Origin of the sequence: Flavobacterium sp. (assembly GCF_052437795.1) — a bacterium.
Classification (GTDB): domain Bacteria; phylum Bacteroidota; class Bacteroidia; order Flavobacteriales; family Flavobacteriaceae; genus Flavobacterium.
On the sequence record NZ_JBQVPA010000003.1, the window covers coordinates 361,531 to 377,978 of the forward strand.

General features: G+C 40.3%; 20 protein-coding genes and 1 tRNA gene. 15 read left to right on the forward strand and 6 right to left on the reverse strand.

Annotation, left to right across the window (positions count from 1 at the left end; all coding sequences use genetic code 11):
• Window positions 1–83 precede the first annotated feature (83 nt).
• Window positions 84–1,559: a BT4734/BF3469 family protein gene (locus ACT6R0_RS11870; RefSeq protein WP_444653605.1), complete on the reverse strand. Its 1,476-nt coding sequence runs from the start codon at window positions 1,557–1,559 to the stop codon at window positions 84–86.
• A 392-nt stretch (window positions 1,560–1,951) separates the two neighbouring features.
• Between ACT6R0_RS11870 and ACT6R0_RS11875 the strand changes: the two genes are divergently transcribed.
• Window positions 1,952–2,098, forward strand: coding sequence for a hypothetical protein (locus tag ACT6R0_RS11875; RefSeq protein WP_444653607.1), 147 nt, complete (start codon window positions 1,952–1,954; stop codon window positions 2,096–2,098).
• On the opposite strand, the gene ACT6R0_RS11880 is transcribed toward ACT6R0_RS11875, so the two are convergent.
• Window positions 2,095–2,340, reverse strand: coding sequence for a helix-turn-helix domain-containing protein (locus tag ACT6R0_RS11880; protein ID WP_444653609.1), 246 nt, complete (start codon window positions 2,338–2,340; stop codon window positions 2,095–2,097). The genes ACT6R0_RS11875 and ACT6R0_RS11880 overlap by 4 nt on opposite strands.
• A 99-nt stretch (window positions 2,341–2,439) precedes the next feature.
• On the opposite strand from ACT6R0_RS11880, the gene ACT6R0_RS11885 reads away from it, so the two are divergent.
• Window positions 2,440–3,051 (forward strand): hypothetical protein, encoded by a 612-nt coding sequence (locus tag ACT6R0_RS11885; RefSeq protein WP_444653611.1) that lies wholly within the window; start codon window positions 2,440–2,442, stop codon window positions 3,049–3,051.
• 12 nt (window positions 3,052–3,063) lie between these two features.
• Window positions 3,064–3,330, forward strand: coding sequence for a hypothetical protein (locus ACT6R0_RS11890; RefSeq protein ID WP_444653613.1), 267 nt, complete (start codon window positions 3,064–3,066; stop codon window positions 3,328–3,330).
• 50 nt (window positions 3,331–3,380) lie between these two features.
• Here the strand turns inward: ACT6R0_RS11890 and ACT6R0_RS11895 are convergent, their stop codons facing one another.
• On the reverse strand, window positions 3,381–4,370 hold the full coding sequence (locus tag ACT6R0_RS11895; protein ID WP_444653615.1) for a DNA cytosine methyltransferase: 990 nt from the start codon (window positions 4,368–4,370) through the stop codon (window positions 3,381–3,383).
• Window positions 4,371–4,589: 219 nt separating this feature from the next.
• On the opposite strand from ACT6R0_RS11895, the gene ACT6R0_RS11900 reads away from it, so the two are divergent.
• Window positions 4,590–5,273 carry a recombinase family protein gene (locus ACT6R0_RS11900; RefSeq protein ID WP_444653617.1) on the forward strand — a complete coding sequence of 228 codons (684 nt, stop codon included), beginning with the start codon at window positions 4,590–4,592 and terminating at the stop codon, window positions 5,271–5,273.
• Here ACT6R0_RS11900 and ACT6R0_RS11905 read toward each other — a convergent pair.
• Window positions 5,259–6,665 carry a hypothetical protein gene (locus tag ACT6R0_RS11905; RefSeq protein WP_444653619.1) on the reverse strand — a complete coding sequence of 469 codons (1,407 nt, stop codon included), beginning with the start codon at window positions 6,663–6,665 and terminating at the stop codon, window positions 5,259–5,261. The genes ACT6R0_RS11900 and ACT6R0_RS11905 overlap by 15 nt on opposite strands.
• 368 nt (window positions 6,666–7,033) lie before the next feature.
• Here ACT6R0_RS11905 and ACT6R0_RS11910 point away from each other — a divergent pair, with 368 nt between their 5' ends.
• The 9 genes from ACT6R0_RS11910 to ACT6R0_RS11950 all read left to right on the forward strand — a co-directional run bounded on the left by ACT6R0_RS11910 (window position 7,034) and on the right by ACT6R0_RS11950 (window position 13,890).
• Window positions 7,034–7,399: a hypothetical protein gene (locus tag ACT6R0_RS11910; RefSeq protein ID WP_444653621.1), complete on the forward strand. Its 366-nt coding sequence runs from the start codon at window positions 7,034–7,036 to the stop codon at window positions 7,397–7,399.
• The gene (locus ACT6R0_RS11915) at window positions 7,386–7,949 is read left to right on the forward strand and encodes a hypothetical protein (protein WP_444653623.1); all 564 of its coding nucleotides are present in this window, start codon (window positions 7,386–7,388) and stop codon (window positions 7,947–7,949) included. Before ACT6R0_RS11910 ends, ACT6R0_RS11915 begins: the two co-directional genes overlap by 14 nt.
• A 6-nt stretch (window positions 7,950–7,955) precedes the next feature.
• Window positions 7,956–9,629, forward strand: coding sequence for a hypothetical protein (locus tag ACT6R0_RS11920; protein ID WP_444653625.1), 1,674 nt, complete (start codon window positions 7,956–7,958; stop codon window positions 9,627–9,629).
• A 115-nt stretch (window positions 9,630–9,744) separates the two neighbouring features.
• Complete coding sequence (locus ACT6R0_RS11925; RefSeq protein WP_444653627.1) at window positions 9,745–10,683, forward strand: tyrosine-type recombinase/integrase; 939 nt, start codon at window positions 9,745–9,747, stop codon at window positions 10,681–10,683.
• Window positions 10,676–11,548, forward strand: coding sequence for a tyrosine-type recombinase/integrase (locus ACT6R0_RS11930; RefSeq protein WP_444653628.1), 873 nt, complete (start codon window positions 10,676–10,678; stop codon window positions 11,546–11,548). Before ACT6R0_RS11925 ends, ACT6R0_RS11930 begins: the two co-directional genes overlap by 8 nt.
• Before the next feature lie 216 nt (window positions 11,549–11,764).
• Window positions 11,765–11,959: a hypothetical protein gene (locus ACT6R0_RS11935; RefSeq protein WP_444653630.1), complete on the forward strand. Its 195-nt coding sequence runs from the start codon at window positions 11,765–11,767 to the stop codon at window positions 11,957–11,959.
• A 136-nt stretch (window positions 11,960–12,095) separates the two neighbouring features.
• The gene (locus tag ACT6R0_RS11940) at window positions 12,096–12,863 is read left to right on the forward strand and encodes an RHS repeat-associated core domain-containing protein (RefSeq protein WP_444653631.1); all 768 of its coding nucleotides are present in this window, start codon (window positions 12,096–12,098) and stop codon (window positions 12,861–12,863) included.
• Between the two features lie 44 nt (window positions 12,864–12,907).
• Window positions 12,908–13,327 (forward strand): NucA/NucB deoxyribonuclease domain-containing protein, encoded by a 420-nt coding sequence (locus ACT6R0_RS11945; RefSeq protein ID WP_444653633.1) that lies wholly within the window; start codon window positions 12,908–12,910, stop codon window positions 13,325–13,327.
• Window positions 13,328–13,413: 86 nt separating this feature from the next.
• Window positions 13,414–13,890 (forward strand): hypothetical protein, encoded by a 477-nt coding sequence (locus ACT6R0_RS11950; protein ID WP_444653635.1) that lies wholly within the window; start codon window positions 13,414–13,416, stop codon window positions 13,888–13,890.
• 335 nt (window positions 13,891–14,225) lie between these two features.
• Here the strand turns inward: ACT6R0_RS11950 and ACT6R0_RS11955 are convergent, their stop codons facing one another.
• Both ACT6R0_RS11955 and ACT6R0_RS11960 read right to left on the reverse strand, forming a co-directional pair.
• Entirely contained in the window at window positions 14,226–14,414 is a 189-nt protein-coding gene (locus tag ACT6R0_RS11955) for a hypothetical protein (RefSeq protein ID WP_444653636.1), read from the reverse strand.
• Between the two features lie 206 nt (window positions 14,415–14,620).
• Window positions 14,621–14,700, reverse strand: a tRNA-Leu gene (locus ACT6R0_RS11960).
• Between the two features lie 147 nt (window positions 14,701–14,847).
• Here ACT6R0_RS11960 and ACT6R0_RS11965 point away from each other — a divergent pair.
• Both ACT6R0_RS11965 and ACT6R0_RS11970 read left to right on the forward strand, forming a co-directional pair.
• Complete coding sequence (locus ACT6R0_RS11965; RefSeq protein ID WP_444653637.1) at window positions 14,848–15,789, forward strand: ribose-phosphate pyrophosphokinase; 942 nt, start codon at window positions 14,848–14,850, stop codon at window positions 15,787–15,789.
• A gap of 35 nt (window positions 15,790–15,824) precedes the next feature.
• Window positions 15,825–16,433, forward strand: a complete 609-nt coding sequence (locus ACT6R0_RS11970; RefSeq protein WP_444653638.1) for a 50S ribosomal protein L25/general stress protein Ctc — start codon at window positions 15,825–15,827, stop codon at window positions 16,431–16,433.
• Window positions 16,434–16,448 lie beyond the last annotated feature (15 nt).

Genomic DNA, 16,448 nt, shown 5'->3' on the forward strand with positions numbered 1-16,448 from the left:
TTTCTTTGCAGAAGAAATGGCAAGACTGCTATATAAGATGAATCCACCATCTCCCCGGTGGGGAGATGATGGATCATCCGATTTTATGCAGCTATGATATTTCTTAAAAGGTTTACTTGTTCTGGTGTAATTGGAACACCGCTATAATCATTATACTGTTGCTCTTTCCTTTGGTGTCCGATATACGTTACCAGCTCTTTCATTGAGACCTTTGCCCTGTTTAACCCGTCGATAATGACCATGCTTTCCTGAACGGAGAAGGACAGCACGGGTAATAATTCATATAGGTTTACTTGGTCATCAAGCTTGAAAGATTGTATCGCATTTGGTACCGCCTCAGCCTCTATTGCCTTATCCATTGCATTGGTGGGTTTATGGTAACTATCATTTAGGTCTTTAGAGTAAGCCTTAAAATCGGCCCAGTGCCTCTTTACAGTGGATTCTCCCCTTTCGGCAAACTTTGCCACTTTCTCCTGCGTAATCTTCCCATCGGCTTCAAAGTTCCAGTTTTCTAGCACTTGATAAATAACCTTTTTTGTGAAATCAGATTTACGCTTGCCAAGCTCTCTGTTTACTATATTCATTTTTTCCTTTTGTGTTAGCAACGCCTTGGGATTAAATAGTACCCGCCTTTCATCATTGCGGTATAGTTCCAATGAACCCGCTTCCCTTTTCTTCAATACACTATCTATTACAAGGCTTATCTCCCTCCCTGATAGGTTTGGGTACATCTTACTGTTAATGGTGTCAGCAATGGCCTTTAACCAGCCCCTGCCGACATTGGGATTTAATAAGGCATATTGTGATAATAAGAAGAATATGGTTTTATTTCTATTACCTTCCTCTATCCTGATAATATAAGGATTGCAAATCCATTCCTTTACATCAAATACCCTGTAATCGCCATCAGCATATTCACCAGTAAAGTAGTCATCAATATTATTAAATCGTATAGTGCCATCATTCTCATTATAAAAGGTCTCATTCGTCCCTATACACTTCTCTCTTTTCTTTATAGGAGCGTGTGAGACCTTTTTACTTTCAGTACATTCATACACCAAAGCATCAGGATTATAATACAGATTGGGGTCATAGCTTTGTATGGTTTGTTGGGTTGCCTTGCGTGCGCCTGCATCGCTGGTAATGCCAATCAATTCTGATAAGTGGTTATAGGTATCTTTATAGCTATCTAAAGTTAATCCAGTTACCTTTATAAGGATAGCAAAGCCAGTATCTGACAATGATTTCCATCTGGCGAGTATATAAGGGCTGTCTGGGATGGTATCTACATTATCAGCATCCAAGTAGATAAGGCCCGTTGGTGCTGTAATTCTATCATTGGCCGCTGAACCATCAAATAGGAAATTGAATCGGAAGGTTGGCAGGAGCGTTGTCTTAATGGTATCATACTTAGGGTTGCCCTTTCCAAACGCCCTGGCGGATTGAATTAGTGATAGGTTCTCATCCCCATTCTTTATAATTTCTAAAACCTCTGTGAGGTTGATGTGGCTTTGCACCTTTGGCTCTTTTGCCGATGCGTACTGTGTAAGTTGAAACATTCATAGATTATTAGTTTCATGTTATGGGAGACCTGAATCTCTTGTAACCATCTTACGAAAAGTGCATAAATATGTAAAGGATGAACACTAAATAAATGTTTAAAAGGTCAAATCCGTACCATCGTTAGCACGTATGACGAAGATTCCCAATAAGAAAATCATTGATTTTAACCAAATTTGGACCTTTTATACAGATTGGTGTGTGGGTCCTCCCTCCCCTTGGGTGTGTTATTTCGTAAAAAATATAATTGCCTTCGGCGTATCCGCTCTTACATAGGTGGTTATTAGCGATAGTTATACGGCCAATCGGATAGCCTCGGAAAATTCAGAAATATTTTTTGCCAATTTTTGAGTATTTCCCCATGGCAAACTATTTATATTAAAAGGAAAATATGAAAATTATATTAACGGTTGACCAGCTAAAGAGGATATTGGAAGATGAGCCAGTAAAGCTACCTATCCTTATAAAGATGGACAGGGTAAGCAAAATGGAGTTTCAGGAACTATCGATATTGTTAAATCAGAAAAGGATGGGTTAATTTTCTTTTTTAAAGTTTAATCCTTCCAATAATACGGAAGGCTCAACTTCTATAGCGGCAGCAATTCTAAAAAACAAATTTAAGGTCATGCCTTGGTTGTGGTCGAATATCAGGCGTATGGTCTTCTCATCACATCCAACAGCTTTGGCGAACTTGCGGTTATTCCCTTCGAATTTACTTTGGAACTCCTTGTAAATTCTTTGGGTTACTTCTCTTTTAATATCGTCAAGCTCTTTCTGCATTGCACAAAATTGAGGAATGCATGAAAAATTTAATCATTCCGCTTGCGGAGTTATATCCGCATGGGTTATATTTGTCCCAAACCTTAAAAATATCAACCAATGAAAAAACAATTATTAAGTTCGGCCCTGCTGGCAATTACACTATTTCTAACCGCCTGTTCAGGCGATGACAGTTCACCCATTAATGACGGCGGACCTGACACCTACCCAAACACATCTTTTGAAATTGGCGACACAGGCCCTGGAGGCGGTATTGTCTTTTACCTTGCTGCTGATGGGCATGGATATGAAGTGGCCAACACCTTAGGCTTGGCGAAATGGGAAGATGTGGATAATCTGTATGATGCGATTGACATTTCAGGGCTTGGCACTGCAATCGGCACAGGTGCCGCAAACACAGAATTAATAGTTAATGCAATCGGCAATGGCAACTACGCCGCTAAAATATGTGCTGACTACGAGCATGGCGGGAAATCGGATTGGTTCTTACCAAGCAAGGATGAACTAATTGCGGTTTACAATCACTTCCGCAGCCATTGGGATTTAAACATAGAAGTAAATAACCACTGGTCTTCCTCCCAAGGCAGTAATAATACCAAATCATGGAATACTGATTTTTCAGTTAATTCAGCAACTACCCCATTTAATAACTGGACATTTGAGATACAGAAAGACCAGACCCTTTATGTAGTTCCAATCCGTAAATTCTAAAATGGAGATAAAATGAAAAACACACTTTACACTATAGTATGCATTGTGATAGTTTTATTCGTTGTAGCCCATCAATGCGACAAGTCAATGCAACGGGAATATCAGGAAAAAGCTAACGAGCCAAAACAGGAAATCCACTGCATGGTATGCGGCAAAGACCTTACTGATGACTATAACAGGATTTCACCAAATGGCAACGGCAATTATTACTGTACGCCTTGCTACAAGCAAACGATGCGGGAAGTCCACGAAGATATAAGGGCCGAAGGATATGACTAAAAATAATGAAGCGATCCCACCGGGATCGCTTCATTATTTTATAAAACACTTTACTTTAAACCTTGAAACAGATGGGCAACCACATCGACCGTGAAGGCCAATCCAAGGGTCTTTTGCTTTTCGGTTTTTGAAACCCCAGCGACACTATCAACATAATCGTCTGGTATTGTCATCAACCTTGAATATTCCCTGATAGTCGGATGCCTGTAACAGCCGTTCGGAAAATCCAAATCATCCGTAATATTGCGTGCTTTTCCCTCATACCCTGAATTGGCCAATATTTGTGGATACCTCAATAACTTTTCCTCAGTTGGCACCTCTGCAAAATCCTTCTCTTTATATATAATGTTACCGATGCTCATTTTAAAGTGCCTGAAAATACCATTGGTCAGGGTTACGTTGCCCGACAGCAATACATTGGCCTTGTCACGGTTCACATAACCGTTTTCCAATATATCGGCATAGTTCAACCCAGCAGGTTCAGGAATGGTCACATTTGGAATATTAGTCCAGTAAAGCCTCCTGCGGTGCGCTGGAGCTACCAATGCCGAATCTATTTTCAACAACTGCACTTCATTCTCAAAGATATTGCTAAGCTCCTCAGTTATCTTGTCCCTATCAACTGTCCTCATGCTGGCAACGTTCTCCATCAGGAAATATAATTTTTTGTGGTACGGCTGGAAAATAAATATTTCCTTAATAATCCTAATAGCTTCATAGAACAGTTTGGATTCACTCCCTTCAAGGCCACGCCTGTCAATCGGGTTAATAGATGAAAGATTAGTACAGGGGCTACCCAGCACCACCAAATCAATTTCATCGGCCAAGTCTAAGCCTTTAATATTCCTTACATCTCCCAACTGGATGAAATTGGGGTCACTGCCATAGTGATGCTCCTGTATTTTCAATGCGGATTTATCAATCTCTGAACTGTAATATTTATTGATTTTAATACCCGCCTTCTCCAGGGCGAGCCTTGCACAGCTTATCCCATCGAACAGGGAAAGCACATTGATTCCTTCTTTTTCATTTTGGTTCATATTTACCTTTATTTGATAAATATTCCGCCGTGGGGAAAAAGACAGATTTTGCCGTGGGGTAAACGGAACTATTTTAGGTAACGCCCTATTGGCGGGGCTTCCCGCTTAAAAATATTTAAGAAAACTTGCACGGGAAATAATTCCATCGTATCCTCGTGGCATATCCAGCGGATTCCAAACGGATGTTTAAGGTCCGCTGGATTATTTAAAAAATCTTATATGAAAAAGTTTGTAGCATATTTTAGGGTAAGTACATCAGAGCAGGGAAAATCTGGATTGGGATTGGAGGCCCAAAGGACAATGGTTGAAAATTACATCAGCAACAATGATGGGATTTTACTAAACCAGTTCACGGAGATTGAAACGGGTACATCCAAAAGGAGAAGGACTGAAATTTACAAAGCCATTGAATTTGCCAAACAAAATAATGCCGTGTTGGTTATCGCCAAGATTGACCGCCTTGCAAGGAATGTGTTTTTTGTAAGTTCGTTAATGGAAGCTGGTGTTGAGTTTGTGGCATGCGACCTGCCACAGGCAACCAATTTTACCATCCATTTATATGCCGCGCTGGCGGAAATGGAAGCGGGTCTTATATCGCAAAGGACTAAGGCCGCATTAGCCGAAAAAAAGAAAAAAAATTTTAAGCTCGGCACACCTGAAAACCTGACCGATGAAGCCAAAGCAAAAGGAATGCAGGTAATCAAAGAAAAAGCGGCACAGAATAAGGCAAACATACAGGCTACGGCCCTGATTGTAGAGTACCGAGCCAAAGGGTTAAGTTTTGATAAGATTGCCGATGCGCTTAACCAGTTGAATTTTGGGACTTCACAAGGGAAAAAGCATAATTCAACCAGTGTAAAAAGGCTTTATGATAGAGCTGTCACGACCCTAAATGTCGTATAATATTTCCTCAAACATATTCTTTCTCATTTTACCTTCCTTAAATATCAATTCTATTTCCTTCTTATTTTTAGTATAGTCAAGGTATAGGAAATCAAACAATTGTTCGGTACTCCTGAAATTGAAGTGCTCTTTTAATTTTTGGATAGTGGGCTTATGGTTTCCTTTGATTTCAAGTACCCTCCTGCCGTACATTATAACAGTAGATTTGGAAGTAAATTTATCTGCATGCGGAAATCCCATTTGCTGTAATGCCTTTTTAATTTCACGGGACAGGCTCGGCTGGGTAATAGGATTCCCTGAATTATTAAAGAATATGGGCGAATTAAGATTTGGCAGGTATTTGTATTTTATTCTCTTGTTTTCATATCTGTTTTCACGGGTTTCAAGCATATTTGGATGCTCCTTTTCAGCATAAAGCTCGAATTGGTACAATAGCTTATCCCTTAATTCCTTACCAAAGGCTATAGTGTAACTCTCAAAGGCTATAAGCCTGCAAACCCCAATGGTCAGGTTGGTTTTATCTACTTCTAAAATATGCTTCCATTTCAGGCGTATTAGTGTTGATGGCCGCACACCATTGTAAAGACTGGTCCATAAGAGCAGATAGATGCTATTGGTTACCATTTCGGAATAGTAAGTTTTACCAGTCAATAGGAACTTTGAAAATGCCGTAAATTTCTGGAATGGGTGCATTGGTTCTCCTGTCTTTGTGAAGCCATCATTGAAATTCTTATCCTCAAACACAATCGGGGCATCGCAATCCAGATTAATGTGGTGCAGCCAATATACAATTTCTTCTTTTGAACCATATCCTAAAAAATCAAAAAGGGCCTGATTTGACCTAAACCCAAAGTGTTGTTTTAATGCCCTGCAGGATTCATTTGTGTAGCCTGAAACCTTTAACACCCTTCGTCCGAAATAGACCTGCGAACACTCGTCAAAATTGAATTTCGCAATAAGTGCTTCATCCATTTTCAGGAACTTAATATTATTTGAGTTGATGGTCCTCATTATAAATTCTGGAAGCCTGTTAAATTCAACATAAGGATTTTCGTGAAGCCTTTGAATTATCAAGGAATCAAGTTCTGGAAAACCTAGCACGGCATATACCTGTGACAGTAGCTGTTTTACTTTTGGATGCAGTGGGATGCTATACTTACGGACTGATAATTCATCCTTAACCTTTGCATCATTTTCTGAACCGAGACTTAACAAGTCTTTCCATTTTAAAGTAAAGATGAATGACATTTCAAGCCCTGTACTAAGAGCCAGTAATAGAACGGCCTGATAGACGGCTATACCCTCATACCCTGGCATAGGCTCCCTCAGGGATTTAGCTACCATATCATCAAAATGTATGAGGCTTGCAACGTCCTGCGTGGTTTCTGCCATAAATTAGGATTTATTATTTTTTTTTGTTGCAAATATATAGTGTAAACTCTATAGAAATAAACACATAATGTTAATGCGTGAAAAAATACCCAAATCGGAACAGGTTTTTTTATGTGATTTTACATACGTAATTTTGTCTTGTCAATGAGATGATAATCAGCAGGTTTTAAAAAGAACCAATAGTTTATAAAATACAACAGGGAAGAAAATGGATAAAAAGCTGGCGGGTATCCCATCTTCCTCTTATCCTTGCGGCGGGATGTAACTTTTAGGCCCGCAAATACCAATGCTTAACAATAATCAAAAAATTCGGTGAAATACCCGAAGCGGGATTCTTATGCTTAAAAATAACCTAAAATTTAAAATCTATGAGTACAGCAGAAAAAATGGGATTAAGTCCAAATGAGATGAATTTAATTTATGATTCCATGAATGGCAAAATACCTTATTTAAATTGTCTAAACTGGAAGGATAATGATATTTCAGACCTTATTGAAAACAATGGATACTATGACCTTGCAACAAAATGGGAAGTGGATTTTGCATTTTTCATCAGTAAACTTAATGAAATGCAAGCAATAGATTATCTGGAATTATTGAATGATGTGAAAACCTTTTGGCGCATAAGCGATGTTGAGTATCATTCCATCGGAAATATTACACCTTTAGAAAAGATTGCCAAAATAGCCGCCGAAATGATTAGCAATAAACCTGATGCCAATGAAAGACCTTAACCAACTCTTCCAATCCTTTGAAACGGGCATTAGGAACGGCAAAGCCGAAAAACCAAAGCAATACCTAAAAAGCATTGGCCTTGATTACAATAACCTAAGGATAGGGTTTAATAGCGGCCAGTTCCATCATCGGGACAAACAGGAGGTCAAAGACCATTATGAACAGTTGGGGTTGCTGGTAAAAAGCGATGCATCTGTTCGGGATAGTTCTATGACGGCTTACACAGTATTTGGACGGTATGGGTTGATATTCCCGCTAATTGACAAGGTGGGCCAAATAGTCAACTACTATGCTTACAGGTTTGATATGGCAACGCCTCAGGAAGACTACCTGAATGATAAAGGTATTTACCCCAGCTATCCGCACGCCAGCACCAAGCGGCTGTTTATCACACCGACCCTTATGGATTCCGCAAGCCTGTTGCAGTCCAAAGCACTTGACCAGCGGGAAGCGGTACTGGCCCTGCATAACGGGGAACTATTACCCCAGCATCTGGAAGCTATTGAGGCCCTGAAAGAACTGGAGGAAATCATCATCATCAAATATTAAAAAATTATGGAAAATATATATCCACAATTACAGGCAATACAGCCCCAAGTACAGATAAATACCGTCCAGTTGGAAGACGGATTTAACCTGAACAGCCTTTGGTTGGCATACGGTATGGAAGGCGTTGCAGAACTGATTAACGGTTATGAAAGGAAAGCAAAACAGGCCACCCAGCTTGAAATCATTTCCGAGCAAAAGATAAAATTCACAGGCAAGGCCGCACAGTATTTTGTGATTGGCTACCTGCCGAACGACTTGGGGAGTATGAAAGTATCATTGAGCATCGTTGACAAGGATACCGAGCGAAAGCACCGAATAAAAGCGGATTTGTTCGACTTTACCAGCGTGCAATACCAATGCCAGCAGCTTAATGAAAAACAGGGCATGGACTTTAACCTGCTGGAAGCCGACCTTATACTATTGGCCGACTTGTTGGAGCAACATCGGGAAACGCTATTTGAAGCCGATGCGAACCTCATAACCGACAAGTATTCTGAAAAGGAACTTACCCCAAGAGCGGCAGAAAAAGCGGTTGAATTTTTATCCAATCCCCGACTGATGGAGGACATTGATAAGCTATTGGAGCAGTCAGGCATTGTAGGGGAAGAAACCAACAGGATAAGCCTTTTTGTAATCAGTTCAAGCTATAAATTCCAAAATACCCTTCACGGTATGGTGCAGGGAACCTCAGGCGGTGGCAAATCGCACCTGATTAATGCCATTGCCCAATGCATCCCGCAGGAAGATATTATGGATATGACAAGGATAACACCCAAAGCCCTCTACAATCACGGCGAAAAAGACCTTACTGATAAGCTGGTAATAGTTCAGGACTTTGACGGGTTGGACGAAGAGGCTCAATTTGCGTTTCGTGAAGCCCAGAGCAATAAAAGGCTGGGAAGTTCTACCGTTGTGAAAGACAGGCAGGGCAATATGAGGACAAAACAGAAGGTGGTAAATGCCAACTTTGCCAGCCTTGTGGCTACCACCAAAGCGGAAATTTACCTTGATAATGCCAGCCGTTCCATCATGCAGGGCATTGATGAAAGCACGGACCAGACCCAGCGGATTATCGAACGGCAAAACAGGAAGCGTGCGGGAATGGTTGATACCGAAAGCGAGCATGAGGCCAAGCAATTGCTAAGGAACTGTATGCGGGTTTTAAAGAAGTACCAAGTGGTAAATCCCTTTGCCGATAAGATAACCCTTCCATTGGATGCCAAGATGCTACGGCGGCTTAATGAACAATACCAAGACTTTATCAGCCAGATAACCCTATTGCACCAATACCAGCGTAAGACCGATGATAAGGGCCGATTGATTGCAACTAAGGAAGATGTGAGGATAGCCACTGAAATATTTTTTAATGCCATTATCCTCAAGGTTGATGAACTGGACGGCAGTTCCCGACAATTCTTTGAAAAATTGAAAGATTTTGTAAAATCACAGCCTACAGGTACCACTTATAAATTCAAACAGATTGAGGTGCGCCAATATACCAACCTTGCAAAGACTACAGTATTCAAATATTTCCAACTATTGCAGGAACTGGAATACATACAGGCGGTTGAAGGCTCTGCCAACACAGGGTTTAAATATGTGATAAGCTATTGGGATAACATTGAAAAATTGAAGGCAAGGGTTAAGAAGGATTTGACCCAACAACTGGAAAGCCTGTAAACCCACCAAAAAGAACACGCCAGCACCAGTAAAACAAGGGCATACGCCGCTGGTGTTCGCAGTTCGGAGGAAACAGTATAGCAAAAACCGAATGACCCACAAAAAAATAAAATTTATGGTAAAGCAAATACAGACACCCGCCTTTCAGAACCTGTACAAAGATTATGATGTTTTCATAAAGGCAAGAGGTTTTAAAGGGAAGATGTACCAAGGCAATATAAAAGAATTTATTATCTGGATAGAGTGCCAGGGCATTGCAGAAATTAAAAACTTTACCACCGCCGATATGATGAAATACTATCATTATCTCACGGAGCGGCCAAACAGGACAAGGGGCGGCACATTATCTGACAACACTATAAAACTCCACCTATTGGCAATTTCCATTTTCATCGAGCATCTATTAGACAAAGGGGAATTGGTAAAGGCGTTCCAAATCCCAAAGCACGGGCGGCACGACCAGCAGGACAGAAGCTACCTGACGGTTGATGAAATCAAAATACTTTACCAGAACACCGAAAACCCGTTAGAGATGGCAATCCTGTCAGTTGCCTACGGATGCGGCCTTAGAAGGTCTGAATTGGAGCGTATCAATACCTCAGACATTCAACTCTCCAGCGGTATACTCATTGTACGGAACGGCAAAGGGGACAAACGGCGTGAAGTCCCGATGAGTGATACGGTATTGCTTGATATAAAGAAATACATAACCGAATACCGTTACCAACTGGTAACGGGAAGGCATGCAGAACCCGCACTATTCATCAACAGGCGGGGCAAGCGGATGAGCGGGGAAACCCTATGCGAAACCCTAAAGAAAATCATTGAGCGGTCAGCAAACCAAGCCATCATCAATAAGGAAATTACCCTACATTGCTTACGGCACAGCATAGCGCACCACCTGATGGAGAAAAATGCGGGCATAAACTTCATCAGGGGCTTTCTGGGACATTCTTTCATAAACACCTCGTACATCTATGCCTTGAAGAACAAAAAACGCACAGTGGCCAAAATAAGGCAACATCAATTAATATCAGAATCAGCTTATGGATAAAAACCTGACCCTTGAAAAATACCTTTACCAGCATTTGGCAGGACAAACCGCAAAGAATTATCTCTATACTATAAACAATTTCCTGAAACTGCATCCAAAGGCAAAGAGGTATAAATATCAGGATTTGGTCAGCTACATGGCTGGGGTTCGGGAACACTACCCCAACGCCCAAACCTGCAACAGGGTCCTTGCTGCTATCAAACGGTACTATGATTATCTGGTCTATACGGGACAAAGGGAGGAAAACCCATGCATGACCATCACCCTGAAAAAGGCAAATAACCAAAGCATCCAATTACAGGACTTATTTACCAACAAGGAACTGGAAGCCCTAATGCACCGTGAGAACCGTTACAGGCATTTGGACTTGAGAAATAAGGTCATCATTTCTTTATTGATTTATCAAGGGCTTACCAGCGATGAACTGATAAGGCTGGAAGTGGGTAATGTGGATTTGGATAATGGGACCATCTATATAAAAGGTTCCAGCAAATTAAATAGGAGAACACTTGAATTAAAGTCTAACCAAATACAGCTATTCTATAATTACATTAATGAGACCCGACCGATGATGATGTGGAGGGGTAAAATAAATAAACTGCTTTTGAACAAGTTGGGTAATCTTATTTCTGTGGATGGTATCAATGCAATGATTGAGCCGCTTGCGGTTCTTTACCCCGACAGACCGCTCAATCCCCGAAGCATCCGAATGAGCGTTATATCCAACTGGTTAAATGAAAAGAAAATGTCTTTAGAGGACGTTCAGGAACTGGCGGGGCATAAGTGGCCGAGCACTACCGAAAAGTATTTTAGGGTTGATAGCTTGGAGCAAAGGCAACTGATTAATAAGTTTTTTCCATTGTAAAACTGGAAAAAGTGGATTTAAATGTTAAAATCTTCGGGAGCACCAATATTTACTGGATGTTCCCGTAGGACATTTTTGTGAAAAAAATATTTTATCAGATATAATGTGCTGAAAAACACAAGATTGAAAAGTCAAATATTTCCTTTTTTGTTGTAGTGTCCTATTTTAGGAAAAACCATAAAAATATTTTCGCTCATAATTTTAAAACAAATAATTATGAGAGATTTAAAACACCTATTACTTTTTCTATTTGCAGTATCATTTGTACTTACAAACTTACCAGAAAATGATGCCAAGTTCCTTATCGAACATTTTATAAAAATTGCAAAGGCATTACCACCTGATTTGTATTTTAAATTACTTTTAACCACCAGTACAAATAGTAAGAAAAAACAACGTTCCGATACATAAAAAATTCTATTTTTGAAGAGATAGAGAGTTATGTGTTTGGACGTTCTTTTGTTTCTATAGCTATATATAGAGGTTTGCAAACCCTTAGAAGTATAAGTACAATGGCAAGGAGCTTCAAGACGAACTGGGGCTTAACTTGTACGATTATGAAGCAAGACTTTATGACCCAGCAATAGGAAGATGGATGAATATTGACCCATTAGCAGAGAAAGGAAGACGATGGTCTCCATATAATTATGCAATGGATAACCCGATGTACTTCCTCGACCCCGATGGAATGCTGTCACAATCGTTCATTGATAAATTAATGAGTTCTGAAAGCGGAACAAAATATACAAATAACAATGATGGTACATTCTCCAGTAATTTAGGAGGTGCAATTGATAATGATGGGAATAATATAATTGACGGCAGAGGTGGCGCAGATGCAAACAGAGATGAAAAAAAATCAGGTGAGAATGGTGCGGAAAATGAAACGGACTCATTTGGTTCATCCAAATCCAAATCAGGCGAATCTGCTGCTGCTTATCCTGACCCGAAATCGTTTAAATTTAAAACCTTTAATGGATGGCAAGAGTCTGCCGTAGTGGGGGTTTATTTCAACGTTTCACTAATTAGGATTACTCCGAATGGAGTTAGTGTGAGTTACGATTTTACATTATCTTTCGCACAAGCAATATTATTTACAGTCCCTGCTAATTTGAAGGTCGGAGATACAGATATAACAAATGAAGTTGCGTCATCAGCTACAGCTGGTATTGTAAATCGAGTAATGTCAAAAACTGCTAAGTTATTCGCTGGTACGGAAGCCTCTCCAATGCAAGTTGCTTTTCTATGGTTTCGCTTTTCCATATTGGATATGGACTACCTAAAACCTCACATGCCAAATCTATTTTATCAGTAATATCTATTACTTCTTCTATACTCTTAATTTCTTTTTTTCACATAATGAAAAATAATAAGGCTCTTAAACAAAAAAATAGAACCGACGCGTTATCTCCCTTTCCAATTCGAAAAAAAGAAGGTTTAGAAAGACAAGAATATCCTTACGCAGCAACCTACGAGGGAGGTAAAGGTGCATTTGTTACATATGTACCTGAAGGAGAGCAAAGAATAGAAGGAGGTCAAATTACTCAATTATCAAAAAGATTAAATGACAAAGATGCTTTTTTAGTATTACCTGTCCCAAAAGATAAAGAACTTGAGCCTGAGCCTGACCCAATTTCAGTCCCAGTTCCTAATAGAATGAGACATATTGATCCGTCAATACATATAAATCCACCTTCACAGCAACAGATAAGAACTACGGTAATAGGTGCAGGAGTATTAATATTATTAGCAATTCTTTTATCCCCAGTCGGAGTATAATAATAAATAATAATAGTATGAGAAAATATTTAGTTTTGCTAAGCGTAATTTTTTTATATCAATGTCACTATTATAAAAAAACAAATATGAAACAGACTTTTGAATTTTATACTCAGTACAATCAATTTTATATTGCTGATAAAACCTCTAATTATGATACAGGTTCAGATAGTTTTTGGACTGATGAAGCTATTTCGCAAAGATTAGCGATAGGAAATGGCATTATAGGTATTGGAACATATAGTTATGGTTATATAAAAGGTGAAATAAAAGTTATAGAGAAGCCTGAAGATTTTATAGATTATCATTTATATGACAATATTGTAGAAGGTGGAATTACTATTTCATCAGAAGAATTAGAGATTTTAGATTGCCCTGATAGTAATGTTGAATTATCTTTAAGGATAACACCAGGCAACTACAGAGTGAGAGTATACGGATCTAATTTTAGTACCGTGGAAGAACCTGATTTAGCAAAGGATACAGATAATGACTATTATAAAATTGAAATTTGGCCTGACAATAATATGGAAAGGAAGGTTTTAAAACAATATGTAGAATAAACGAGTACTTGAAATCAACTTAAATCAAGAAATGATTAAACTAAGCGATGACAGTTATTGCAAATAATCAACCAGTTCATTTCGTTGGAGCCTGATTGTAATAAATTACAATCTCCTCCACACCCACCGCAACCCCACAACCCAGTAACCACCACCGCAATCACTCCCTCTAAAACCGTACCCACAAACCCAAAGCCAACCATTGGGTTAGAGGGAGCATTACGGCGGTTGTGGTTGTGTATGCCAGTTGTAAACTTGCTGGCAATTATATTTCCCGATAGCTATCGGGATGTTGGGTGCTGGGGCTGGTTATCTGTTGGGAAATTAATTTACCTTTACAATGCCGCAGGTGTAAAACTGAAGAAAACCGTGACCGATGGGGCTACCGTCGTGATAGTAGATTGTTTGGGCGGCAAAGAGGATGTGCTCCAATTTTCCCGGTGGCGTAAAGCTATGTGGATAGCAGTAACAGTTCTTCTGGTCACAACTATTACCTGTGTAATAGAGATGAAAAGCGTTGCCATTTACATCGCACGGTGCTTTTTACTGTAAAGTACCGAAATTATTGTATTTATCAGTTTGCTGTAATTCAATTATACCGGAATATAGTTGAAACTATTGAAATAGGAAAGAATTATAAAACTGAGTATTGTGGGGGTATAAGCAGGGATAATAAAAAACAAAAAAGCCCTAACAATTTGATTTACAAATTTATCAGAGCTTTTTAAAGTACCTGGAGTGGGAATCGAACCCACACACCTAAGTACACGAGTTTGAGTCGTGCGCGTCTACCAATTCCGCCATCCAGGCCAATGATCAACGGGTGCAAATGTAGAAATAAAATTTTAATTTCAGGAAAAATACGGCTAAAAATACTTTCACGCTCGGATTTAATTCCTAAATTTGCACCTCGTTTACACAACACAGCACTAACTAACTACTAAACAACAAATTAAAATGTCGTACTTTGAACCGGACGCAAAGATTTTTGCATGTTCGAACAGCACGTACCTGGCCGAAGAAATAGCCAAAAGCTATGGCGTGGAACTGGGTAAGGTGACGTTCTCTAAATATAGTGACGGCGAATTCCAGCCATCGTTCGAGGAATCGATAAGGGGGCTAAGGGTGTTCCTTGTGTGCTCTACGTTCCCGAGCAGCGACAACCTGATGGAACTGCTGCTGATGATCGATGCCGCCAAAAGGGCTTCGGCCCGGCACATAACCGCGGTGATACCATATTTTGGTTGGGCCAGGCAGGACAGGAAAGACAAGCCAAGGGTGCCGATAGGAGCCAAGCTGGTCGCCAAATTGCTGGAAACGGCAGGTGCTACCAGGATCATGACCATGGACCTGCACGCCGACCAGATACAGGGGTTTTTCGAGAAACCGGTAGACCACTTGTTCGCGTCGACCATATTCGTGCCCTACATCAAGTCGCTTAACCTGGAGAACCTGACCATCGCTTCGCCGGACATGGGTGGGTCGAAAAGGGCTTATGCCTACAGCAAATTCCTGGGCAGCGATGTAGTAATATGCTACAAACAGCGCAAGGAGGCGAATGTAATTGAAACAATGGAGCTTATAGGCGATGTGACCGGAAAGAACATCGTACTTGTAGACGATATGATAGATACAGGCGGAACGCTTGCAAAGGCGGCCGACCTGATGATCGAAAAAGGCGCGTTGAGCGTAAGGGCGATCTGTACGCATGCCATTTTATCCGGCAATGCCTACGAAAAGATCGAGAACTCTAAGCTATCCGAACTGATCGTGACCGACAGCATACCGCTGAAGCAGCGAACGGAGAAGATAAGGGTAGTAACATGCGCCAACCTGTTTGCCGAGGTAATGCACATGGTGCAGAACAACACCTCGATAAGCGGTAAGTTCTTACAGTAGAATTTTTTATTTATTAACTATATTAATTATTTCAAATGAAATCAATTACGATCAAAGGATCTGAAAGAGAAAGCGTGGGCAAAGCGGCAACGCGTGTGGCACGTAATGCTGGAATGGTACCTTGCGTGTTATACGGAGGAGATCAGCCAGTACATTTTAATGCAGAAGAATCGGCGTTCAAAAACCTTGTTTACACTCCAAACGTACACACAGTGGTAATTGACCTTGCAGGCAAAACTTATGAGGCTATCCTTCAGGATATCCAGTTCCACCCGGTATCAGACAAGATCCTTCACATCGACTTCTACCAGCTTGATCCTGCTAAAGAGATCACTATGGAAGTTCCTGTGAAAGTTGTAGGTAAGTCTAAAGGTGTTATGGAAGGTGGCGTACTTCGCCTTAACCTTCGCAAGCTGAAAGTGCGTGCGCTTCCTGCAAATCTTCCTGACTTTGTAGAGGCTGACATTACCGAACTTGAAATGGGTAACAAGCTTTATGTAACTAAGCTTCCTACTGAGAACTTCAAACTGCTTCACCCTGAAAATACGGTTGTTGCACAGGTGAGGATCTCACGTGCTGCTATGAAAGCCGCACAAGAGGCTGCAAAAGCTGCAAAAGCTCCTGCAAAAGGAAAGAAAAAGTAATTTATCTTTTCAGCA